The organism is Janthinobacterium sp. GMG1 (assembly GCF_034427795.1).
In the GTDB taxonomy this organism is placed as follows: Bacteria; Pseudomonadota; Gammaproteobacteria; order Burkholderiales; family Burkholderiaceae_D; genus Janthinobacterium.
The window spans coordinates 362,169-384,428 of record NZ_JAXQNT010000004.1; the positions used below are offsets into that span (position 1 = coordinate 362,169).

Annotated in this window: 27 protein-coding genes; 19 read left to right on the plus strand and 8 right to left on the minus strand. The window is 63.4% G+C overall.

The features are described 5' to 3' along the window. Positions 1-3 precede the first annotated feature (3 nt). Complete coding sequence (locus SJI03_RS13470; RefSeq protein ID WP_034759737.1) at positions 4-315, plus strand: MerR family transcriptional regulator; 312 nt, start codon at positions 4-6, stop codon at positions 313-315. A gap of 13 nt (positions 316-328) precedes the next feature. On the opposite strand, the gene SJI03_RS13475 is transcribed toward SJI03_RS13470, so the two are convergent. Together SJI03_RS13475 and SJI03_RS13480 are read right to left on the minus strand one after the other, a co-directional pair. Beyond that, positions 329-556, minus strand: a complete 228-nt coding sequence (locus SJI03_RS13475; protein ID WP_099378844.1) for a hypothetical protein — start codon at positions 554-556, stop codon at positions 329-331. Between the two features lie 59 nt (positions 557-615). After that, positions 616-1,530, minus strand: a complete 915-nt coding sequence (locus SJI03_RS13480; RefSeq protein WP_322427501.1) for a LysR family transcriptional regulator — start codon at positions 1,528-1,530, stop codon at positions 616-618. A gap of 133 nt (positions 1,531-1,663) precedes the next feature. On the opposite strand from SJI03_RS13480, the gene SJI03_RS13485 reads away from it, so the two are divergent. Together SJI03_RS13485 and SJI03_RS13490 are read left to right on the plus strand one after the other, a co-directional pair. After that, a complete protein-coding gene (locus SJI03_RS13485) occupies positions 1,664-2,269 on the plus strand; it encodes an FMN-dependent NADH-azoreductase (protein ID WP_322427502.1) in 606 nt (201 codons plus the stop codon). Between the two features lie 114 nt (positions 2,270-2,383). Then, positions 2,384-2,938: a hypothetical protein gene (locus SJI03_RS13490; protein WP_322427503.1), complete on the plus strand. Its 555-nt coding sequence runs from the start codon at positions 2,384-2,386 to the stop codon at positions 2,936-2,938. Positions 2,939-2,955: 17 nt separating this feature from the next. Here the strand turns inward: SJI03_RS13490 and SJI03_RS13495 are convergent, their stop codons facing one another. Then, positions 2,956-3,255, minus strand: coding sequence for a hypothetical protein (locus SJI03_RS13495; RefSeq protein WP_322427504.1), 300 nt, complete (start codon positions 3,253-3,255; stop codon positions 2,956-2,958). A gap of 141 nt (positions 3,256-3,396) precedes the next feature. Here SJI03_RS13495 and SJI03_RS13500 point away from each other — a divergent pair, with 141 nt between their 5' ends. From SJI03_RS13500 to pncB, 3 genes are all read left to right on the plus strand, one after another. Continuing rightward, positions 3,397-3,651 (plus strand): hypothetical protein, encoded by a 255-nt coding sequence (locus SJI03_RS13500; RefSeq protein WP_099378849.1) that lies wholly within the window; start codon positions 3,397-3,399, stop codon positions 3,649-3,651. A gap of 128 nt (positions 3,652-3,779) precedes the next feature. Then, positions 3,780-4,643 carry a cysteine hydrolase gene (locus SJI03_RS13505; RefSeq protein WP_322427505.1) on the plus strand — a complete coding sequence of 288 codons (864 nt, stop codon included), beginning with the start codon at positions 3,780-3,782 and terminating at the stop codon, positions 4,641-4,643. A gap of 78 nt (positions 4,644-4,721) precedes the next feature. Beyond that, positions 4,722-5,912 carry a nicotinate phosphoribosyltransferase gene (pncB, locus tag SJI03_RS13510; RefSeq protein ID WP_099378851.1) on the plus strand — a complete coding sequence of 397 codons (1,191 nt, stop codon included), beginning with the start codon at positions 4,722-4,724 and terminating at the stop codon, positions 5,910-5,912. A 42-nt stretch (positions 5,913-5,954) separates the two neighbouring features. On the opposite strand, the gene SJI03_RS13515 is transcribed toward pncB, so the two are convergent. Beyond that, positions 5,955-6,254, minus strand: coding sequence for an antibiotic biosynthesis monooxygenase family protein (locus SJI03_RS13515; protein ID WP_099378852.1), 300 nt, complete (start codon positions 6,252-6,254; stop codon positions 5,955-5,957). A gap of 66 nt (positions 6,255-6,320) precedes the next feature. Beyond that, positions 6,321-6,674 (minus strand): hypothetical protein, encoded by a 354-nt coding sequence (locus SJI03_RS13520; protein ID WP_322427506.1) that lies wholly within the window; start codon positions 6,672-6,674, stop codon positions 6,321-6,323. Positions 6,675-6,821: 147 nt separating this feature from the next. Between SJI03_RS13520 and SJI03_RS13525 the strand changes: the two genes are divergently transcribed. The 4 genes from SJI03_RS13525 to SJI03_RS13540 all read left to right on the plus strand — a co-directional run bounded on the left by SJI03_RS13525 (position 6,822) and on the right by SJI03_RS13540 (position 10,231). Continuing rightward, a complete protein-coding gene (locus SJI03_RS13525; RefSeq protein ID WP_099378854.1) occupies positions 6,822-7,403 on the plus strand; it encodes a DJ-1/PfpI family protein in 582 nt (193 codons plus the stop codon). Positions 7,404-7,467: 64 nt separating this feature from the next. Further along, complete coding sequence (locus SJI03_RS13530; protein ID WP_322427507.1) at positions 7,468-8,700, plus strand: GAF domain-containing sensor histidine kinase; 1,233 nt, start codon at positions 7,468-7,470, stop codon at positions 8,698-8,700. A gap of 32 nt (positions 8,701-8,732) precedes the next feature. Further along, positions 8,733-9,380, plus strand: coding sequence for a response regulator (locus SJI03_RS13535; RefSeq protein WP_099378856.1), 648 nt, complete (start codon positions 8,733-8,735; stop codon positions 9,378-9,380). Between the two features lie 155 nt (positions 9,381-9,535). Next, positions 9,536-10,231 carry a Crp/Fnr family transcriptional regulator gene (locus SJI03_RS13540; RefSeq protein WP_034781930.1) on the plus strand — a complete coding sequence of 232 codons (696 nt, stop codon included), beginning with the start codon at positions 9,536-9,538 and terminating at the stop codon, positions 10,229-10,231. 7 nt (positions 10,232-10,238) lie between these two features. On the opposite strand, the gene SJI03_RS13545 is transcribed toward SJI03_RS13540, so the two are convergent. Next, entirely contained in the window at positions 10,239-11,432 is a 1,194-nt protein-coding gene (locus SJI03_RS13545) for an MFS transporter (protein ID WP_322427682.1), read from the minus strand. Positions 11,433-11,523: 91 nt separating this feature from the next. On the opposite strand from SJI03_RS13545, the gene SJI03_RS13550 reads away from it, so the two are divergent. The 4 genes from SJI03_RS13550 (at position 11,524) to SJI03_RS13565 (ending at position 14,980) form a co-directional block, all read left to right on the plus strand. Then, a complete protein-coding gene (locus SJI03_RS13550) occupies positions 11,524-11,976 on the plus strand; it encodes a helix-turn-helix domain-containing protein (protein WP_322427508.1) in 453 nt (150 codons plus the stop codon). Continuing rightward, positions 11,973-13,187, plus strand: coding sequence for a D-amino acid dehydrogenase (locus tag SJI03_RS13555; RefSeq protein ID WP_322427509.1), 1,215 nt, complete (start codon positions 11,973-11,975; stop codon positions 13,185-13,187). The genes SJI03_RS13550 and SJI03_RS13555 overlap by 4 nt, the downstream gene beginning before the upstream one ends. A 3-nt stretch (positions 13,188-13,190) precedes the next feature. Then, positions 13,191-14,153, plus strand: coding sequence for a GlxA family transcriptional regulator (locus SJI03_RS13560; RefSeq protein ID WP_322427510.1), 963 nt, complete (start codon positions 13,191-13,193; stop codon positions 14,151-14,153). A 137-nt stretch (positions 14,154-14,290) separates the two neighbouring features. Beyond that, entirely contained in the window at positions 14,291-14,980 is a 690-nt protein-coding gene (locus tag SJI03_RS13565; RefSeq protein WP_322427511.1) for a M24 family metallopeptidase, read from the plus strand. On the opposite strand, the gene SJI03_RS13570 is transcribed toward SJI03_RS13565, so the two are convergent. Both SJI03_RS13570 and SJI03_RS13575 read right to left on the minus strand, forming a co-directional pair. Further along, complete coding sequence (locus tag SJI03_RS13570) at positions 14,977-16,056, minus strand: hypothetical protein (RefSeq protein WP_322427512.1); 1,080 nt, start codon at positions 16,054-16,056, stop codon at positions 14,977-14,979. The two genes, SJI03_RS13565 and SJI03_RS13570, sit on opposite strands and share 4 nt — an antisense overlap. A gap of 66 nt (positions 16,057-16,122) precedes the next feature. After that, positions 16,123-17,157: a MerR family transcriptional regulator gene (locus tag SJI03_RS13575; RefSeq protein ID WP_322427513.1), complete on the minus strand. Its 1,035-nt coding sequence runs from the start codon at positions 17,155-17,157 to the stop codon at positions 16,123-16,125. 338 nt (positions 17,158-17,495) lie between these two features. On the opposite strand from SJI03_RS13575, the gene SJI03_RS13580 reads away from it, so the two are divergent. The 5 genes from SJI03_RS13580 (at position 17,496) to SJI03_RS13600 (ending at position 22,257) form a co-directional block, all read left to right on the plus strand. Then, positions 17,496-18,506, plus strand: a complete 1,011-nt coding sequence (locus tag SJI03_RS13580) for a zinc-binding alcohol dehydrogenase family protein (protein WP_322427683.1) — start codon at positions 17,496-17,498, stop codon at positions 18,504-18,506. Position 18,507: 1 nt separating this feature from the next. Continuing rightward, the gene (locus SJI03_RS13585; RefSeq protein ID WP_322427514.1) at positions 18,508-19,644 is read left to right on the plus strand and encodes a mannitol dehydrogenase family protein; all 1,137 of its coding nucleotides are present in this window, start codon (positions 18,508-18,510) and stop codon (positions 19,642-19,644) included. Positions 19,645-19,758: 114 nt separating this feature from the next. Beyond that, positions 19,759-20,676, plus strand: a complete 918-nt coding sequence (locus SJI03_RS13590) for a GntR family transcriptional regulator (RefSeq protein WP_099378864.1) — start codon at positions 19,759-19,761, stop codon at positions 20,674-20,676. A 25-nt stretch (positions 20,677-20,701) separates the two neighbouring features. Beyond that, positions 20,702-21,037 carry a UxaA family hydrolase gene (locus tag SJI03_RS13595; RefSeq protein WP_322427515.1) on the plus strand — a complete coding sequence of 112 codons (336 nt, stop codon included), beginning with the start codon at positions 20,702-20,704 and terminating at the stop codon, positions 21,035-21,037. Further along, entirely contained in the window at positions 21,034-22,257 is a 1,224-nt protein-coding gene (locus SJI03_RS13600; RefSeq protein WP_322427516.1) for a UxaA family hydrolase, read from the plus strand. The genes SJI03_RS13595 and SJI03_RS13600 overlap by 4 nt, the downstream gene beginning before the upstream one ends. The last annotated feature ends 3 nt before the right edge of the window (positions 22,258-22,260 follow it).

Sequence of the window (22,260 nt, forward strand, 5' to 3'; positions counted from 1 at the left end):
ATCATGACTAACAAGGTAATTGGCGAATTGCTCGAAGACCGTGCCCTGAGCCTGGAAGAACTGGCGCGCGCCTGCGCCGTGGAGCCGGACTGGGTGGTGCAGCATGTGCAGACGGGCGTGCTGCTGCAGGACGGCCCGCCGGCGGGGCAACTGACAGCCTGGCGCTTCACGAGCCTGGACCTGGTGCGTGCGCGCCGCCTGCACGAAATCGAATCCGTGTTCGACGCGAACGCGGAACTGGCCGCGCTGGTGGTCGATCTATCGGAGGAAGTGGCGCGCCTGCGCCGCCGCCTGCACGTGCTGGGCGTCGAGTAGGCTGGAGTCGCCGTTATGCCGGCTCGCCGTGCCGCTGCACGGTGAGCCGGCCGATATAGAATTGCCCATCGATGACGACCCGGTGCGGGATGCCGGCCACGTCGAAGCCGGGACCGCCGTCTTCCATCCACTCCTGCGCCAGCGAGTCGAATTGCTGCGGCGTCATGCGCAGCATCTGCGCCGTGATGACGAAGCGCGCGCCCGGTTTTTGTTTGTTGACGAAGTCGTCGATGCCGGCCATGGTGGTTCCTTTTGATGCTGATCAATGTATGCGCGCATGATACCTGCGCGCGCGTGCTTCTAGAAGACTTGTTCCAGCAGTGGCAACTGCTCCGCAAACCGTTCCGTCAGCCACTTGCCCGCCTGGCCAGGCGGCGTGTCGGCGAGCTGGATCAAATAAATCGGGTAATTCTCGCCATTGTCGACGGCCAGCGGCAGGTGCACCAGGCGGCCTTCCGCCAAGTCGTCGCGCACCATCGCCTCGGGCATGTTGCCCCAGCCCAGGCCAGCGCGCAGCAGCGCATGCTTGGAACCGAGGTCGCCCAGGCGCCAGTTGCGCAAGCCCAGCACACCGAAATCCTGGCCCTGCGTCAGCACGCTGCGGTCGCTGAGCACCAGTTGCACGTGTTCGCGCGCCACGTTGGAGGCGATCGGGCCTGTCAGTTGCGCCAGCGCGTGGCTGGGGGCGGCCACGGGAATCAGGCGCACGTGACCGACGGCCAAGCGCTCGAAGACGCTGGCCGTGGACGTCATCCAGCCACCGAGGCCGATGTGGCAGCTGCCATCCATCACCAGTTGCGCCACGGCGCCCATCGCCTCGATGCGCAAGCGCAGGGCGACGGTGGGGAACTGCGCCTGGAACGCCTCGAGCACGCGCACCAGCACGCAGGTGGGAAACATCACGTCGACCACCACCGACACTTCCGCCTCCAGCCCGCCAGCCAGCGCCTTGGCGCGCGCGCGCATGCCATCGACCTTCAGGGCCACGGCGCGCGCGTCGGCCAGCAGGGCCTTGCCCGCGTCCGTCAGGGTGGGCTTGCGCTTGCCGCGGTCGAGCAGCACCACATTCAATTGTTCTTCCAGGTTGGCGATGGTGTAGCTGATGACGGACTGCGTGCGGTGCAGCTGGCGCGCCGCGTGGGCGAAGCCGCCCGCGTCGATGACGGCGACGAACACGCGCAACTGGTCAAGCGAAGGCTGGCCCGGTTCTCTCATGGTGACTCCATATCTAAAAATTCGATGCTAATCATTTATATTTATACGGTTTCATCGATGGTAGACCCGAACTATGCTGTGTGCAAGGGCCGCGATGCGGCATTCCAGTCTACCGTTTTCGAAGGAGCACTTCATGAGCAAGGTCTTGTATATCAATAGCAGCGTGCGTAACAGCGGATCCCTGTCGCGCCAATTGTCCGGTGAATTCGTCGCCAAACTGGCCGCGCAAGGCGCCAGCGTCGTCGAACGCGACCTGGCGGCGCAGCCCGTGCCGCACCTGACGGAAGAGGTGATGGGCGCCTTCTTCACGCCGGCCGAGCAGCGCAGCGCGCAGGCGGCAGCGGCCGTGCAATTGTCCGATACTCTGGTCGATGAATTGCTGGCCGCCGACGTGCTGGTGCTGGCCGCACCCATGTACAACTTTTCCGTGCCCTCGACCCTGAAGGCGTGGATCGATCACGTGGCACGCGCGGGCCGCACGTTCCAGTACACGGCGACGGGCCCGGTCGGCCTGGCCACGGGCAAGAAAGCGGTGATCTTCACGGCCAGCGGCGGCGTCTATAGCGAAGGTCCGGGCGCCGCATATGACTACCTGAGCACCTATCTGCGCACGACGCTGGGCTTCATCGGCATCACCGATATCGAATTCGTGCAAGCCGAAGGCGTGGCCATGGGCGAGGATGCCGTCAGCAGCGCGATCGCCAAGGGCCGCGCTTCGATCGAGGCCCTGGCTGCCTGAGTTTGCTTCCACCCTAGTTCCAATGGGGGATTGCCAATCTGCCATGGTTGACATAAGCTTGCCGGCGGCACGCCCCGTGCCAGGCCGGCGAGCCGTTCGCCATGAAAGTCCCCCATGCACAAGTTGGCAAGCGCAGTACTGTTCGGATGTTCTTTGTTTTCCGCAGGCATGGCGCTGGCGCAGACTGCGCCCCCTGCATCCCCTGCGCCATCCCACGTGGGCCGCCACGGCTCCACGCCTGAAGATATCCGCGCCATTGAAAAAGTCGTCGCCGATTTCCAGGCGGCGCTGATCGCCAAGGATGTCAAGCTGCTGTCGTCGCTGATGCTGCACACCAACATCCTGTTCGCCTCGCCGGCCGACGACGGTTTCATCAAGAAAATGCGCGACACGACGGACGTCCACTTCGATGGCGTCGCGATGGGCGGCTATATCGCATTCGCCAACTTCATCAAGCGCGAACCCTTGCGCACGGAAGAAAAATTCTACAACGTCAAGATCACCCAGGACCGTCATGTGGCGTGGGTCAACTTCGACTACGAATTCCTCGTCGACAATAAATTGTCCAACTATGGCGTGGAAGCGTGGCAAATGGTCAAGCGCGATGGCGCATGGAAAATCCTCAGTGTCGTGTGGTCCATGCATGCCGCGGCCGAGGCCGGGAAATAGGGGCCAGTGACGCCGCGTCAGTCGCGCGGCAGCTCGCGAATTTCCACCGTTCCCCCTGCGTTCAGTACGGGGTTTCCGATTAACAATTTTTTAGCATCGTCTATACTTTCAGCTTGTACACGTAGATAGCCTGACAAGTGTGACGTAACCGGTTTGGCCTGGCCGGACCGGTGCACGCAGATCCCGGAACCGATGGAGCTGCCACCGCAGAAGCGGCCGCTGGCCCTGAGCATGGCGAAGTAGTCTTCCCAGGCCGAGGTGGCGACGTCCATCGGTGTTTCCGTGTCGTCATGCATGAAGATGAGATAGTCATTCATTCATTTTCTCCTGTGCCGCGTGATAAAAACAAACAGCCGCATCGGGTATCCCGAGCAGGCGTGAACGCATGGTTTTACCCTTTTACCGCGTCAGTCCGTAGAGACAAGCTGTCCGGCCATGTCATTTTTGGAGCGAACATCGTGCCGATAAAGTATGTTGATTTTTATGAGGTGAATTACACGGCGGAACCCTTGCGGGGCTGCAAGCTATGGGGCGCCTACGTCGCCATCTATGCCCCGTCGCGCAACCCCATGCACCGGGTCAACCTGGTGAAAAAGCGCCGGGTGTCGGCCGATCACCAGTTTACAACGGAAGCGGACGCCGTGGCGGAGGCGGGCGAGGCTGCCGTCAAGCTGGTCGAGCGGCGCCAGCGCCGTTATGTCTTCCACCCCTGACCAGGCTTGTTCAGACGCAAGTTATTGCGAATGAGCACAGTCCTGGCGTCGACGGGGTAGGCGCGCCAGCGAAGTTGCCCGTATTATGCAAGATATCAGGCGAGATATCGCCACGCCAGAGGAGCGCCATGAAACGCCAGTTGCACCTGCTTGTCATCGACCCGCAAAACGATTTTTGCGATTTGCCTCCCGCCTGGTTGCCGCAGGATGCGGCGCCGGCGCTGGCCGTGCCTGGCGCCCATGCCGACATGCTGCGCGTGGCGCAGCTGATACGCGAAGGGGGCGGCGGTTTGACGCAGATCAGCGTGACGCTCGATGCCCACCACCGCTACGATATCGCCCACCCCGCCTTCTGGCGTACGGGCGATGGCGGCGCCGTGCCGCCGTTTACGCAGATCAGCGCGCAGCATGTGCGCGACCGATTGTTCCTGCCCGCCGCCAGCGGCGCCTTGCCGCGTGCGCTGGCTTACCTCGATGCCTTGCAGCAAGCGGGGCGTTACCAGCTGATGGTGTGGCCCGTGCATTGCGAGATCGGCAGCTGGGGCCAGAATATCCACGCGGCCGTGCGCGCCGCCTACAACGGCTGGGAAGTAGCCAACCTGCAAGTGGTGGCCAAGCTGAGCAAGGGTTCCAACCCATGGACCGAGCATTACTCGGCCGTCATGGCGGAAGTGCCCGACGCGCAGGATGCGGCCACCCAGCTGAACCTGGATTTCCTCGCCACTTTGCTGCCGGCGCAGCAGATTTATGTCACCGGCGAGGCGGGCAGCCATTGCGTAAAAGCCAGTACCGAGCACATCGCGGACTACCTGGAAGCGCAGCAAGGCAAAGCGGCCCTGTCGCGCCTGGTCTTGCTGACGGACTGCATGAGTCCCGTCACGGGCTTTGCCGCGCAGCAGCGCGACTTCCTTGTCGCCATGCAGGCGCGCGGCGCGCGGCTGGCGACTGCCGCCGACGTCTTGCCTGAATTGTTGGCCAACGCGGCTGCCTGAGCCGTTTGTTAAACGTGTCCTGCTGAAATGCTTGCGGTGGCGTACTATTCTGGCTTCAGGAAGTTGGAGAAAACACACATGACCCCGATAGTGCGCAGTTTGCTGGAAACCGATCTGTATAAATTTACAATGTGGCAAGCATTGCTGCACGGTCATCCGAATACCCATACCGAATACGAATTTGTCTGCCGCAACGCCACCGCCTTTCCCCTGGCCGAACTGAAGGGCGAGCTGGAAGAACAGCTCGATCACCTGTGCTCGATGTCGTTTGCCGACGACGAGCTGGCCTATCTGCGCACCTTGCGCTTCATGAAGAGCGATTTCGTCGACTTTTTGACGGTGTTCCGCTTCCAGCGCAAATTCATCGACGTCAGCACGGATGGCGACACCTTGCTCGTGCACGCGGCCGGGCCGCAAGTGCACGTGATGGGCTTCGAGATTTTCGTGCTGTACATCATCAACGAACTGTATTTCCGCCGCTTCGACCTCGATGCGGCCATGCGCGAAGGGCGGCACCGCCTGGGCTTGAAAGTGGAAGCCGTCAAGGAATTCGGCAAGCTGCCACGGCGCAAGCATCCGTTCGAGTTTTCCGACTTTGGCGTGCGCCGGCGTTTTTCCGGCGCCTGGCATGACGAAGTGGTGCAACGGCTGGCGCGCGACGTGCCCGAGTACTTCAAGGGTACGTCGAATGTCTACCTGGCGAAAAAGCTGGGCATCGTGCCGATCGGCACCATGGCGCATGAATACATGCAATCGTTCCAGTCGTTTGGCGTGCGCCTGCGCGACTTTCAAAAGGCGGCACTGGAAGACTGGGTGCAGGAATACCGGGGCGACCTGGGCATTGCCCTGACGGACGTGGTCGGCATGGATGCCTTCCTGGCCGATTTCGACCTGTATTTCGCCAAGCTGTTCGACGGCTTGCGTCACGATTCGGGCGACCCCGTCGAGTGGGGCGAGAAGGCGCTGGCCCATTATGCGACCCTGCGCATCGACGCCAATACCAAGCGCCTCGTGTTTTCCGACGGCCTGGACCTGGACAAGGCGTTCGCCCTGTACCAGCACTTCGCCGACCGCATCATGACGGGCTTTGGCATCGGCACCAATCTCACCAACGACGTCGGTTTGACGCCGCTCAATATTGTCATGAAACTGGTGCGTTGCAATGGCCAGTCCGTGGCGAAACTGTCGGATTCGCCGGGCAAGACCCTGTGCAAGGATGAAACTTTCCTTGCTTACCTGCGGCAGGTGTTTCACCATCCTGCCGTTTAAGGCGCCGGCACGGGCATTCACAGCCCGTGCCGATTGCCAATATTAAAACCCGGCCACCACCGTGTTCATGTGCTCCACTTGCGGCGGGGCGGCAAAGAATTCACCCACCAGGCCGCGCCAGGCCTGGAAGTCGTCGCTGCCGCGGAAATGCACGGTATGGTCTTCCAGGGTGGCCCAGCCCACCACCAGGCGGTAGGCATCGCCGTTTTCGATCGAGCGCTCCAGGCGCATCGATTCGCAGCCGCGCGCGCGCTGGAACAGGGGGATGGCTTTCGTCACGGCCGCTTCGAAGGCAGCATGCGTGGCTGATTTGATCTGGATGTGGGCAATTTCAAAAATCATGGCAAGTTCCACTGTGGAATGAAGGAAGCTGGATCTTGCCATAATTTGGCCGCGCAAGGGAGACCGTCAGCCTGCCTGCGCGTGCGCGCCCGTGCGCCGGCCGCCCGCGTGGCTGGCCGTGCGCTGTTCGATGTCGCAGCCATTGCAGGCCTGCACGATGGCGTGCGCCCGTTGCCGTTCCTGCGCATTGCCGATGGTCACGACGAGGCGGAACATGCCGCGCCACGCGGCCTTGCCCTGTATGGGGACGGCTTCGTCGTCGACCGTGTCGAGCTGCACGGCGTGCGCGGGGAAGCCATCATCGAGCAGGGCGCTGCGGGCCTGCTGCGCATCGGCAAAGTGGTCGAAGATACGGATCAGGGCGGGTGAAACAAGGGGGCTGGTGGCGGTGTGCATGGCCAGGCTTTCGAATAGGGGCATCCGGGTTTGACCTGCCAGCCTGCAAATAATTCTGCCTCAGCCTGTAAAATCCTCGATCAAGGCGCAAAAGTTTGATAAATATCCAGTATGGTTGCCAAGTCGCGCTAAGATACGCCTTGCGGTATCAATCTTTCATAGGAGAACTAAATGGCAGCGAAGAAAATTCTGTTTTTGACCGGCGATTTTGCAGAAGATTATGAAACGATGGTGCCGTTCCAGGCCCTGCTGATGCTGGGCCATACCGTGCATGCCGTTTGTCCCGGCAAGAAAAGCGGCGAGACGATCAAGACGGCCATCCACGATTTCGAGGGCGACCAGACTTACACGGAAAAGCCGGGCCATCTGTTTACCCTGAACGCCAGCTTCGACGAGATCGACCCGGCCGACTATGACGCCGTGATGATTGCCGGCGGCCGCGCGCCCGAATATCTGCGCCTGAACGAAAAAGTCATCGCCGCCGTGCGTCACTTCGCCGAGGCGGGCAAGCCTGTCGCGGCCGTCTGCCACGGCGCGCAATTGCTTGCCGCCGCCGATGTCATCCGTGGCAAGCGCATTTCCGCCTATCCTGCGTGCGCGCCGGAAGTGAAACTGGCGGGCGGCACGTATGCCGACATCGCCGTCACGGACGCCGTCACCGATGGCCAGTTCGTCACGGCGCCGGCCTGGCCTGCGCATCCAGCCTGGCTGGCGCAGTTCGTCAAGCTGCTGGGCACCGAGATCCGTTTGTAACCTTTACCAGCCCGGCAGGCCGCAGCGTTTGCCGGGCGCACCACTTTTCAGATTCGAGTTCTTCATGCATGCGCCGCGCAGTCAACCTTCCCGCAAACAACTTCCAGCGTCGCGCTGGCGCCAGCGCCGCCTGGCGCAAGCCGAATCGGGCCTGAGCGCCGCGCAGGAGCGCCAGCTGGCCACCCTGCACGAGATTTCCACCTTGCTGGCGGGACAGCACGCCATCGATGCGCTGTGCCGTGGCTTCCTGCGCCACGTGATGCAGTTCGCGCAAGCCGAAGGCGGCACCGTGCGCATCCTCGATCCGCAGCAGGACACCGTGCACATCATCGTGCACGAGGGTATTTCCGACGCCATGGTGGAAGAGGAACACTGCATCCGCAACAACGATTGCCTGTGCGGCGCGGCCGTGGCGCAGGGCGTGATCCAGATCCGTGATTTCCGCCAGGTCGATGCGCTGCAGCGTTACCGTTGCCAGGACGAAGGTTTTATCGCCATCGCCGTCTTCCCCATCCTCGCGCGCGACCAGGTGGTGGGCAGTTTTTCGCTGCACTTTGCGCGCCCGCAAGCGGTGCATGCGCAGCAGCAGGGCTGGCTGGAAACCCTGGGCCAGAGCCTGGGCATCGCCATCGAAAACCAGCGCCTGATCGCGCGCGAAAAGGAATTCGCCGTGGCGCGCGAACGCAGCCTGCTGGCCGAAGGCTTGCATGACAGCATCGCGCAAAGCCTGAACTTCATCAGCCTGCAAGTGCAGATGCTCGACGATTCCGTGCGCCGGGGCCAGCTCGACGAAGCGGCCGAAGTGTTGCCGCTGATGCGCATGGGTGTCGAGCAAAGCTATCAGGACGTGCGCGAATTGCTCGTCAATTTCCGCACGCGCTGGCATGGCAGCGACCTCGAAAGCAAACTCAGCGAAGTACTGGCCAAGTTCGAACTGCAGACGGGCGTCGTCGGCACCCTGGACATGAGCGGCAACGGCGCGCCACTGGCGCCCGAGCAGCAGCTGCAGATATTGTTCATCGTGCAGGAAGCGCTGTCGAATATCCGCAAGCACGCGCAAGCGAGCAACGTGGCCCTGCGCGTGGAAAACGGGCGCGATTTTGCGCTGCAGGTGCGCGACGATGGCGAAGGATTTGCTGCCAACCTGCGCGACAAGAAAACGGAATTGCAGATCGGCTTGCGTATCATGCAGGAACGGGCCGAGCGGCTCGGTGCGCAATTTTCCATCGACAGCACGCCCGGCGGCGGCACGACGATCTCGCTGGCCTTGCCGGCAGCCCGGCGCCAGGCCGCGTAACAGATGAATCATCCTTATCAGGCAACAAACACGTGAACGCACCAATCAAAATCCTGCTGGTCGACGACCACACCTTGCTGCGCAGCGGCGTCAAGCTGCTGTTGCAGCGCAATCCTCAATTCCAGGTGGTGGGCGAGGCATCGAACGGGCTCGACGGCGTGCGCCTGACGGCCGAACTGCAGCCCGACGTGGTGCTGATGGACTTGAACATGCCTGGCGTGTCCGGCGTCGAGGCGCTGCAGCTGATCCTGCAGGCCCTGCCGCAGATGGTCGTGCTGATGCTGACCGTGTCGGAAAACGCAGCCGACCTGGGCGCGGCCCTGCGCGCCGGTGCGCGCGGCTATTTGCTGAAAAATATCGAGGCCGAGCAGCTGGGCCAGGCCATTTGCCGCGCCGCCGCCGGCGAATCCGTGATTGCCGACGCCATGACGGCCAAGCTCGTGTCGCAGTTCCGCGCGGGGCAGAACGCGCCCCAGGCCGACTATGACAAACTGACGCCGCGCGAACGCGAAGCCATGGCCTGCCTGGCGCAAGGACTGAGCAACAAGGAAATCGCGCGCCAGCTCGACGTGGCCGAAAGCACGGTGAAAATCCACGTGCAAAACATCCTCAAGAAGCTTAAGCTCAGCAGCCGCGTGCAGATCGCCGTCTACGCGGTCGAGCGCGAATTGAGCAAATAAAGATCAAACAAAGTGCAAATAGTGCGCAAGCAATCCGCGATTGTTTGATCTGCATGGCGTTCCGGCCTAGACAACCCTAGTTCCTTTGACGTATGGCCTTGACCGTGCCGGCCCATTACACTCTTAGTCATTCGCTAATCTAATAAGAGAGTGTCATGCATAAGGTCAACGTCGATGGCTTGCTATCGAGCCAGGCTCTGTTCCGCCATATTTCCCCTTCGCAATTAGAGCAATTGCGCCAGGATGTCGTGCGTGTTGAAGTGGAAAAAGGCAAAGTGCTGTTCCGCAAGGGCGAAGTGGCGGAAGGCGCCTATGTGGTGGTCTTCGGCCTCGTCAAGCTCAGCGTGTTTTCCATGGAAGGTACGGACAAGGTACTGGAACTGATCCGTCCGGGTCAGAGTTTCGGCGAAGCCATGATTTTCCTCGATGAACCGTATCCGTTCTGCGCCGAAGCGCTCGAGCACTGCTTGCTGCTGCGCATCCCGCCGCACGCGCTGCTGCGTCTGCTGGACCAGTCGCCGCGCATTGCGCGCCAGATGATGAACAGCCTGTCGCATCATCTGATGGGTTTCATCCGCAACGTGGAGCGCTGCTCCGTGCAGAACGCCACCCAGCGCGTGGTCGAGTATTTGCTGCAGGCATCGGACCAGCAGCGCTCGAACGAGGTCAAGCTGGACCTGAAGAAAAGTCTGTTGGCATCGTTCCTGAACCTGGCACCCGCCACCCTGTCGCGCGTGCTGCACCAGCTGACGGACTTGCATTTGATTAAAGTCAGCGGTTCGCTGATCCAGATCCAACCCGATGCACTGAAGACGTATCGCCATGGTTCCACTGCGGCCATGCTGAATTAAGCGTTTATCACTCAGCTTTTTCAGTAGGCAAGGTCAGCCGCCAGAACAGCAGGGCGAGCAAGCTGACCGCCGCGCCCAGCGCGCATACCCCATGCCAGCCCGCCAGCGCATACACGCTGGTGGCGGCAATCGCACCGAGTCCGCTTCCCACCGCATAAAACAGCATGTAGCACGCCACCAGGCGGCTGTGCGCGTCGCTGTCGTCCTTGAAGATCAGGCTCTGGTTCGTCACGTGGATGGCCTGGCCCGCCAGGTCCAGCCCGATGATGCCGACGATTAACGGCCACAGGGCCGCGCCTGCAAAACTGAGCGGCAGCCATGAGGCCAGCAGCAACAGCAGGGCCGCGCCCGTCGTCCACTGCGCGCGGCCCTTGTCGGCCAATGCTCCCGCCCGCGCCGCGCCCAGCGCCCCGATCACGCCGACGAGGCCAAACGCGCCGATGGCTGCATGGCTATAGCCTTGCGCCGTCAAGGGCAGCACCAGGGCGCTCCAGAAAATATTGAAGACGGCAAACATCAGCAGGGCCAGCATGCCGCGTACGCGCAGCACCTTGTTGTGCAGCAGCATCTCCACCATGGAAGCGAGCAGGGCGCCGTAGGCCAGTTTTTGATTGGATGGCTGCGCCGGCGGCAGCTTGCGCCACAGCAGCAACAGCAGGGTGCAGGCGATGGCCGCCGAGACAACATACACGGCGCGCCAGTCGGCCAGGTCCGCCACCACGCCGGACAGGGTGCGCGCCAGCAGCAAGCCGATCACCACGCCGCCCTGTGCCATGCCGACGACTCTTCCCCGTTCATGGCTGGCCGCCGCGCTGGCCGCATAGGCGATCAAGCCCTGCGTCATGGCCGTGCCCAGCAAGCCCACCAGCAGCATGCCGCCCAGCAAGGCGGCCGTGGAACGGGCGCAGCCCAGCGCCGCCAGGGTGATGGCAAGCAAGCCCAACTGGAACAGGGTCAGGCGGCGCCGGTTCAGCATGTCACCGAGGGGAACCAGCAGCAGCAGGGCCAGCGCACAGCCGAGCTGTGTGGCCGTGATGACCATGCCGCTGGCGGCCTCCGTCATGCCGAATTCGTGCGCCAGTGTGGCCAGCAAGGGCTGGGCGTAATACACATTGGCCACGCTGAGGCCGGCCGCCGTGGCAAACAGCCAGACGAGGGAAGGGGGAAGTGCTGTCGTGATGGAAGTTGTCGTATCGCGCATGGTCTTGTAGGTGGGTGGTTTCAAATTAAAACCACTTGGAGTCTACGCCGGGAAGTTTTAAAATGCAACCACTCAATCCTGGAGCATGACGATGGCCAAGCGCAAGAGCCTGAAAACCGACCCCTGTCCCGTGGCGCGCGCGCTCGACGTGATCGGCGAGCGCTGGTCGCTGCTGATCGTGCGCGACGCCTTTGACGGCATGCGCCGGTTCGGAGAGTTCCAGAAAAGCCTGGGCGTGGCGAAGAACATCCTGGCCGACCGCCTGCACACCCTGGTGGAAGAGGGTATTTTTACGGTCGCGCCCGCCTCGGACGGCACGGCGTACCAGGAATACGTGCTGACGCAAAAGGGGCTGACCCTGTTTCCCGTCGTCGTCGGCTTGCGCCAGTGGAGCGAGGCGCAATTGTTCGAAGCGGGCGAGGCGCATTCGACCTTGCTGCAGCGTGGCTCAGGCTTGCCCGTGCGCAGGATGGACGTGCTGGCGCCCGATGGCCGCGTGTTGCAGGCGGGCGACACCGTCGTGCACAAGGTCGTGGCGCCATGAGCCGCACGGTGGCAGTCATCGGCGGCGGCATCACGGGCGTCACCACCGCTTACGCGCTGGCGCAACGGGGCGTCAATGTCACCCTGATCGAGCGCCACCGCTATGCGGCCATGGAAACGTCGTATGCGAACGGCGGGCAATTGTCGGCCTCACATGCGGAGGTGTGGAACCACAAGGCAACGATACTGAACGCCCTGAAATGGATGGCGCGGCGCGATGCACCCTTGCTGCTCCATCCCTGGCCCAGCTGGCACAAGCTGAGCTGGTTTGCGGAGTTTCTCGCCGCCATGCCCGCCTACGAACGCAATACCATCGCCACGGCCCGCATGGCGATCGCCGCGCGCGAACATTTGTTTGCGTGGGCGCAAGCTGAAAACATCGATTTCGATCACCGCCGCGCCGGCATCCTGCACGTCTACCGTGACCAGCGCGGTTTCGAGCGGGCGGCCGGCGTGTCGCGCCTGCTGGCGCAAGGGGGCTTGCAGCGGCGCGCCGTGACCTTGGCGGAAATGCGCGCCATCGAGCCGGCGCTGCAAGGTAATTTTTACGGCGGCTACTACACGGACAGCGATTCCACGGGCGACATCCACAAATTCACCAGCGGCCTGGCCGACGCCTGCGTCCGCCTGGGGGGGGCGTGCCGCTACGGCGCACAGGTCACGGCGCTGGCGCGCGAACATGGCAAGGTGCGCGTCTCCATGGATGGGGACAGCACCGTGTTTGACGCCGTCGTCATTTGCGCGGGCACGGCCAGCCGCGCCATGGCGGCCATGCTGGGCGACCATGTCAACGTGTATCCCGTGAAAGGCTATTCGATTACCGTGCAATTGGATGACGCCGCCAGCCGCGCGGCCGCGCCGAAGGTCAGCCTGCTCGACGACGCGACCAAGCTGGTCAGCAGCCGCCTGGGCGAAGACCGGCTCAGGGTGGCGGGCACGGCGGAATTCAACGGCGTCAACCACGACATCCGCGCCGACCGCATCCGCCCGCTGCTGCAATGGGTGGAGCAATGCTTTCCAGGCGTGAATACGCGCAAGGTGATCCCGTGGGCCGGCTTGCGCCCCATGCTGCCTGCCATGCTGCCGAAAGTGGGGCCGGGCAAGGCGCCGGGCGTGTATTACAACACGGGCCACGGCCATCTGGGCTGGACCCTGGCGGCCGCGACGGCGGAGATGGTGGCGCAGCAAGTGGCTGCCATGGCGCAGGATTGAAGCATGCCAACGATTGCCATCCTGATCTTTCCCGGCGTGCAGGCGCTCGACGTCAGCGGGCCCATGGACGTGTTTGCCGAAGCGAACAGCTTTTTGCCACCCGAACGGCATTACGTGATCGAAGTGTTGGGCACGCAGGAAGGCTTGCTGCGCTGCTCCAACGGGCTATGTCTGGCTGCGCACCGGCATTATGCGCAGGTGCACGACGCCTATGACCTGTTGCTGGTGGCGGGCGGTCCCGGCTTGCCGGTGCAAGCGCGTGACGCGGACCTGAGCGCCTGGCTGGCCAGCGCGGCCGGCAAGGCGCGCCGCCACGGCTCCATCTGCAATGGCGCGTTCTTGCTGGGCCATGCGGGCTTGCTCGATGGAAAAAAGGTTGCCACGCACTGGAACGATGCGGCGGCGCTGGCCGCCTGTTTTCCGTTGGCGCAAGTCGATGCGGACAGTATTTATCTGCATGACTGCAAGCTGGTCAGCTCGGCGGGCGTGACGGCGGGCATCGACCTGTCGCTATCCTTGCTAGCAGACGACTGTGGAGCGCAACTGGCGTTGCAGGTGGCGCGGCGGCTGGTGGTGTACACGCAGCGCCAGGGCGGGCAGTCGCAGTTCAGTCCGTACCTGACCCCGGTCGTCGATGCTTCCTCGCCCGTGGCGCAGGCGCAGCAATACGTGCTGGCACACCTTGGCGCGGCGCTCGACGTGGACAGCCTGGCGCGCCAGGTGGCGATGAGTCCGCGCAACTTTGCCCGCGTCTTCGCGCGCGAGCTGGGCGTGACGCCGGCATACTTCATTGAAAGCGCCCGGCTCGATGCGGCGCGCGCCCTGCTCGAAGCGGGTAGCGAGCCGCTGAAAACCGTCGCCTGGCGCTGCGGCTTTGGCACGGCCGACCAGCTGCGCACGGTGTTCCTGCGGCGCCTGGGCGTATCGGCCAAGCAGTATCGGCTACACTTTTTCAGCGGCCGCTAGGCGCGAACTGGGGATGGCAGGAATCCCCGCCATGCTGTCCGGAAAGCACGGCAGCCAGCACCCCCGCCCATCACGCCGCAAACCTATACTTTTCCTGCTGGCGCGCCACTTCGGCGCGCCCTTGAGGAAAGTCAAACATGCACACCACACTGGACGCCGAGCGGGTCGGCCCCGCCTATACTGAGGACGGCATGCTGCTGGCGCGCCGCAAGACGCGCGAGGCGATCGCCGCCATTGCCGCGCGCATCCGCCCCGGCATGCTGGAAGAAGACGCCGTCGCCATGGCGAAGCAGGTGCTGCTGGACATGGGCCTGGCCCTGAGCTGGCATCCCACGCGCGTGCGCTTCGGCCGCAACACGCTCAAACCGATGAAGCGGGCCTCCGAGCCTGGCGTGATCCTGCAAGAGGACGATATTTTCTTCCTCGATATCGCCCCCCGTGTGCAGGCGTGGGAGGGCGATGGCGGCGCCACGTTTACGGTGGGCGCCAGCGCGCAGCAGGCGGACTATGCGCGCTGCGCGCGCGATGCCGAATGCCTGTTCCACCAGGTGCGCGCCGTGTGGCAGCGCGACAGGCTGACGGGACAAGCGCTGTATGCCTACGCAGAGGAGGAAGCGCGCAAGCTGGGCTGGGTGCTGAACTTTGACCTGGGCGGCCACCGCGTGTCCGATTTCCCGCACGCGACGATCTACGCGGGCGCGCTGGCCGACGCGGATTTTTCTCCGTCACCGATGCGCTGGATACTGGAAATCCATTTGCGCCATCCGACCTCGCCGTATGGCGCTTTTTTCGAGGACATGCTGCTCGATGATAACTACTATGCTTAATTCTTCGGCAGCAAATCGCTGAGCGCAGCGCGGCCCTTGACGGTGAGGAAGGGGCCGACCTTGCTGTAGGGCAGTAAAAAGTCATTTTCGCAGCCGCTGCCGTTCGAGTCTTCCCAGAAGGACACGCCTTCCGGCTTCAGGGACAGGTGGAAGCGGCCGCGGCCGTCGTAATCCGTGCCCTTGCACTCGGCGTCGATCTTGACGTCCTTGAAGAGGGCCTGGCGCAGGCGGTCCGGCAATTCGGCCTTGTCGTCGCCATCGCTGGCGCTGGCGCCAAACCAGTTCCACACGTCCGTTTCCTGGCCCGTTTTCACGTCCCAGGTGCGGAACTTGATGGAGATGCCGCTGGCGCCATAGCCGGCCGCCCAGCGGTAGAATTTGATCGTCACCCAGCGCGGCGACCAGTAAGTGGGCTCCGCATACACTTCGTCTTCCGTCGTGAAACCGTTGCGGCCCAGGTATTCGCGCCGCGTCGCATAGAAGTCTTCCAGGTCCTTCTTGTTCTTCGCCAGCACGGCGCGCAGCTGCGTATTGATTTTCGCCACGCCGTCGCCGGGCGCGATCAGTTCCACCGTGATGGTGTCGCCCACTTGCAGGTTGCGGTATTGCCTGCCTTCAAAGGTAAGGGGTTTACTTACCTTGGTGCTGGGAAACGCTTCCAGCGCCAGGTTGTAGGCATCGCTGGCGCACGATGGATGGTCGCGGTCGCCCGCCGCTTCCAGCAGGGTCAAGGCCACGGGCAGGGTCTTGCCGCTTTTCGGGTCCGTCCATGTGCCGGTGACCTTGTCGTTTTGCGGGGTATCGAGGCTCCACGTGCCTGTCGTGTCGCCCTTGGCGTCGAGTTCCTGCCACAGCGCCTTGCCGTTCGGCTTGGAGAGCATGATCGGCGTCTTGTAGCGCGTGTAGTAATAATTGCCGCTGCGGTCAGACCCTTGCGTGGGGCTAAGCTGGTTGAAGCAGGCGACGATACTGGCCTTGCCCACGGTGCCCTGCCATACCCCTTGCACGGGCGCATCGCCAGCCATGGCGAGGTTCAGGGTGGGCAGGGTCAGGCAAGCAAACAGAAAGCGGCGCATCGGTTAATCCTCTCGTGGGCGAAGGCCGATTCTACATGGCCGCGCCCACGAGATGCCACACGTCAACTATGGGCGTGGAGGTTCCTGCGCCACGACGGCCATTGCCGCGCCCAGGTATTGCAGCATGGCTGCGTTGACAAAGCTGCCTTCCATCAGACGCGGTTCCTGCTGGTGCGCCTGGCGGAACTTCAGCTGCGTGGCCGGGTCCGTGCCCGCGTAGGAGCGGAACAGTTCCAGCCACTGCCGCGCCAGTTGCAGCACGGCCGGGTCGGTGGGCGGCATGCGCGCATCCATGGCGGCGCGCACGGCGGCGATCAGGGCTGGCCACTCGCCCGATCGCTTGCCGTAGTTGGCCACCAGGTGTGCGTACTCCTGCTCATTGAGGAAGGGCCGGTACAGCGCCATGCGCGCTGCATTGAAGGCGGCCAGGATGAACTGCATCAAGTCCGCATCGATGCTGGTCGTCGCTTGCATCGAGGGTTCCTGCGCATGCATGTCGTTCAGGCGCGCGAACAGGCCCGGATGGGCGCCCGTGTCGCGCACCAGTTTGACCATCCATTCCGTGGCCAGCGCCTGCGCCCGTGCATCGTCGGGACCAGCGCCCGTCGCCTGCAGCGCGCGTACCCTGGCGACGAGCGCCTTCCATTCCTGTTCCACGGCCGCATCGGACAGCAGCGGCAGTTGTTGCAATTCTTCGTGACTAAAGTATTTGTCGTACATGGTCATCAACTCCATAGTGGTGAGCCACTCGCCCAGTTCCGGCGCCTGCCCCTGCGCCAGTTGCGCTTGCAGGCTGCGCAGGCGTTCGCGCAAGGTGGAAGCTTGCGCGATCTGGCGTTCCAGCATGGCGATTTGCTGCGCCACGATGGAATGCAAAGGCAGATCCGGGCCGGCGAGGGCGTTGGCGATATCGGCCAGCGACAGCCCGAACTTGCGCAGCGCCATGATCCGGTGCAGCCGGTCCATGTCGCCGTGCTGGTACAGGCGGTAGCCAGCTTGCGTGCGCGCCGAAGGCGAGAGCAGGCCGATGCTGTCGTAATGGTGCAGGGTGCGGATAGTCAGGCCCGTGAGCCTGGCCAGTTCCCCGATTTTTAACAGCATCGTCTCTCCTTGTCTTCAGTGCGTGCAACCACGATGGCGCCTGACGTAACGTCAGGGTCAAGCAAGAATGTAGCAGAAGAGCCAAAAAAACCCGTAAAAGAATCCGTTGACCTTCATTTTTTTGTACGGTATATTTATAAAACCGAATAGCAACTACAGCAAAAGAAACAGGTTCGGGCCAGGTGGCATGATGGAGTAATCGTTGTGCGGCGCAGCAAGAAGCGCCATTGGCAGGGCTGGAAAGACAATCCGCACAGACGGATTTTTTTCACAGTTGGTTTGTACGTTAAATATAATATGCCACCGGCAAGATCCGGGAGGCGAGAGGGACGACCATGATGAAAAGTATCGTTTGCGATACGCCCGGCAGTTTGCGCATGGAGCAGCGCCCCGTGCCCGTGCCCGGCGAGGGTGAAGTGCTGCTGCGCATACGCCGCGTCGGCATCTGCGGTACCGACATGCATATCTTCCGCGGCACCCAGCCTTTCCTCAGCTATCCGCGCGTGATGGGCCATGAATTGTCCGGCCATATCGACAGCGCGCCAGCCGGCTCGCGCCTGGCCGTGGGCGACCAGGTATACGTGATGCCCTACCTGTCATGCGGTACTTGCGTGGCCTGCCGTCAGGGCAAGACCAACTGCTGCACCCGCATCGAAGTGCTGGGCGTGCACCGCGACGGCGGCATGACCGAATACCTGGCGCTGCCCGAGCGCTTTGTCTTCAAGACGGAAGGCATCTCGCTCGACGACGCGGCCATGATCGAATTTCTCGCCATCGGCGCGCACGCCGTCAAGCGCGGCGCGGTCGATGCCGGCAAGCGCGTGCTGGTGGTGGGCGCCGGCCCGATCGGCATGGCCGTGATGCTGTTCGCGTCCTTGAAAGGCGCCGACGTGACGGTGCTCGATGGCCGCGCCGACCGCCTGCAGTTCTGCCGCGACGCGCTGGGCATTACCCGCACGGTGGCGCTGGGCGAGGGCGACAAGGAGCAGCTGTCGGACGCCACCGGCGGTGAATTCTTCGACGTGGTGTTTGACGCCACCGGCAATATCGCCGCCATGGAGCGGGGCCTCGACTTCGTCGCCCACGGCGGCAGCTATGTGCTGGTGTCCATCGTGCGCGACCGCCTGTCCTTTTCCGACCCCGAATTCCACAAGCGCGAAACGACCTTGCTGGGCAGCCGCAACGCCACCGTTGACGATTTCGAGGAAGTGGTGGCGGCCATGAAGGCGGGCAAAGTACCCACCGCGCTGCTCAATACCCACCGCACCACGCTCGATGAATTTACCGGCGTGCTCGATCGCTGGATGCAGCCCGAGGCGGGCGTCATCAAGGCCATCGTCGAGGTCTGAGATGAGCGATCTCAACCCCATACTGCAATTTGGCACCAGCCGCTTCCTGCAGGCGCACGCCGACCTGTTCGTCAGCGAAGCGGCCAAGGCAGGCGAGGCGCTGGGCCATATCACCATCGTGCAGACCACGCACAGCGCGCAGGGCGCGGCGCGGGTGGCGGCGTTTCGCCAGGCCGGCGGCTACCCGGTGCGCATCCGCGGCTGGCAGGACGGCGCGCAAGTCGATGAAGAGCGCCGTGCCGACGCCGTCACGCAAGCGTGGCAAGCCGGCAGCGACTGGCGGCAGGTGCGCGATGCGGCCGTGGCCGCGCGCGTGATCATCTCGAATACGGGCGACACGGGCTACCAGCTCGATGACGCCGACCACGCCGGCATGCTCGACGGCGCAGCCGTTCCCGCCAGCTTTCCCGCCAAGCTGCTGGTGCTGCTGCACGGTCGCTTCCTGGCCGGCGCCGCGCCCCTCTCGATTTTTCCATGCGAACTGGTGGCCGACAACGGTCATGTACTGCGCCAGGTGATCGTGGCATTGGCGCGGCAGTGGCAAGTCTCGCCAGACGCCATCGCCTATCTGGAAACGGGCTGTTTGTGGATCAATTCCCTCGTCGACCGCATCGTTTCCGAAGCGATTGAACCGATAGGCGCGGTGGCCGAGCCCTATGCGCTGTGGGCCATCGAGGCACAGGAAGGCATGCTGCTGCCGTGCCGCCACCCGCAACTGGTGGTGACGGGCAGCCTGCGCGACTATGAACAGCGCAAACTGTTTTTGCTTAACCTGGGTCATACCTATCTGGCGCAACTGTGGCTGGAACGGGGTAGTCCGGCCGGCATGACGGTGCGCGAGGCGATGGACGATGGCGCCATGCGCGCCGCGCTGGAAGCCCTGTGGGACGAGGAAGTGCTGCCCGTGTTTGCGGTCATGGGGGTGCAGCACGGTGACGCCGCGCTGGCCTATGTGGCGCAGGTCAGGGAACGCTTCGGCAATCCCTTCCTCGCGCACCGCCTGGCAGACATCGCCCAGCATCACGCCGGCAAGATCGCGCGCCGCATGGCGCCCGTGGCGGCGCTGGCGCGGCAACTGTGTCCCGCCCTGGCGCAGCCGCGCCTGCGCGCCATGCTGGCGCCGGGAGCGCAGCCATGAACGCCCCGGTCAACGCAGTTGTTTCTTTTTCGGCATGCCGATCCAATCCGATATCGACTAAAATGGCCCACTCATCCACTTTCCCTTTCGCTGGCATAGCGCGTTCATTCATCCATGTCCAAACCCGCCACCGTCTTCAAGCGCAGTACCAATCTGCTGTTGCAATTTCTCGCCGAGAATGTCGCAGTGGGCGAGATGCTGCCGACGGAGCAGTTCCTGACCACCATCTGCCAGGGCAGCCGCACGGCGATCCGCAGCGCGATCGCCTACTTGTCGACGCGGCGGCTGATCGCCAGCCCGGCGGACCGGCGCTTGCTGCGCAAACCCATACCGGGCGACTACTTCGATATCTCCGAATTGCAGTCGGGGGCGGAGCGCATCCAGCAAGTGCTGATGGAACGCGTGTACCAGCGCGACATGCCGCCCGGCGCGGAATTTTCGGAAGCGGAGCTGGCGCGCGAGGCGGGCGCCAGTACCGTCAGCGTGCGCGAATTCCTGATCGGTTTTTCGCGCTTCGGCCTGATCGAAAAGAAACCGCGCGGCGGCTGGCGCCTGTGCGCGTTCGACCGCTCGTTTGCCACCGAACTGGCAGACATGCGGCGCATGTTCGAGATGGCGGCCGTGGAGCAATTTGCGCACCTGCCGCATGGCGATCCCGCGTATGCGGAACTGGCGCGGCTGATCAAGCAGCACGAGAAGCTGGCGGCCAGGATAGACACGCGCCACAACGCCTTTCCGGCGCTGGACCGCGAGTTCCACACCTTTCTCATCGGCTTGCTGAACAACCGCTTCGCGCAGGGCTTCTACGATATCGTCTCGTTTGTCTTCCACTATCACTACCAGTGGGACAAGGGCGAGGAAAAGGGCCGCAATCAGTACGCGGTGCAGGAGCACCTGGCGATTCTGCGCGCGCTGGCGGAGCACGACATACCGAAGGCGCTCGAGGGCATGCGCTCGCACCTCGATTCCTCGCGCCGCACCATGCTGTCGTCGATCGGCACGCGCGAAAAACTGAGCCAGCCGGGCGCCTAGCCATCTTTGCCGGGGAGGGTGCGCCATGAGCCTCGCTTCCCGGCCTGCCAGCCTGCTCCTGATGTCGCCCGAAGATAACTGCCTGATCGCCAGGACAGCCTTGGTCTGCGGCGACGTGGTCGCCATCGATGGCTTGCCCGTCACCCTGGCGCAAAACATCCAGATCGGCCACAAGGTGGCGCGCCGCGCGCTGGCCGTGGGCGACAAGGTGCTGCGCTACGGCGCCCTGATCGGCAGCATCACGGCCCCCGTTGCCATCGGCGAGCATATCCACACGCACAACCTGGCAAGCGATTACATCCCCACGTTTACCCTGGGCCAGGACGGCCACCACTTCCTGGACAAGGACGACCAAGCATGAACGCTCCCGTGACGACACCCGCCCTGTCGGGCTATCTGCGCGCCGATGGCCGCAAGGGCATCCGCAATATCGTGGTGGTGGCCTATATGGTCGAATGCGCGCACCACGTGGCGCGCCTGATGGTCAACGCCTTTCCCGGCCAGCCCGTGCACCTGATCGGCTTTACGGGCTGCTTCCCCAATGAATATGCGGACCAGGTGATGCGCCGCCTGCTGACGCACCCGAACGTGGGCGCCGTGCTGCTGGTGTCCCTGGGCTGCGAAGGCTTCAACAAGTATGGCCTCTCCAGCGCCGTGGCCGATAGCGACCGCCCCGTGCATACGATTACCATCCAGGAAAACAGCGGCACGCGCCCCAGCGTGAGCAGTGGTACGGAATGGATAGGCTGGGCGCTCGAGCACCTGGCGCAGCAGGAGCGCGTGCCGATGGGGATCGATGAACTGGTCGTCGCCACCATCTGCGGCGGTTCCGACAGCACCAGCGGCATCAGCGCCAACCCGGCCGTCGGCGTGGCATTCGACACCCTGATCGCGGCCGGCAGCCCCTGCATCTTCGAGGAGACGGGTGAGCTGGTGGGCTGCGAATACCACATGCAGCGGCGCGCCGTCAGCCCCGACCTGGGCAATGCCATCGTCGAAACCGTGGCCAAGGCGGCCCGCTATTACACCATCATGGGCCATGGCAGCTTCTCGCCGGGGAACGCCGATGGAGGCCTTACGACCCAGGAAGAAAAGTCGCTGGGCGCCTACGCCAAGAGCGGTTCCTCGCCCATCGTCGGCATTTTGAAACCGGGCGACCAGCCGGCCGGCGGCGGCCTGTACCTGCTCGACGTGGTGCCGGACGGCGAGCCGCGCTTCGGTTTTCCGAACGTGTCGGACAACGCGGAAATCGTCGAACTCATTTCCTGCGGCGCCCACATCACCTTGTTCACTACCGGCCGCGGCTCCGTCGTGGGTTCGGCGATTTCACCCGTCATCAAGGTGTGCGCCAACCCGCAAACCTTCGAGCGCCTGGCCGACGACATGGATATCAACGCCGGCAAGATACTCACGGGCGAAGCCACCTTGGAAGAAGTGGGCGCGGAGATCGTCGCCGCCGTGCTGAACGTGGCCAACGGAGAACTGAGCCGCTCGGAAGACCTGGGGCACCAGGAATTCGTGCTGACCTATAAACAATTCGACGCGGTGGGGCCAGGCTGTTTCCCATTGCGCGCAGCGTGAGGG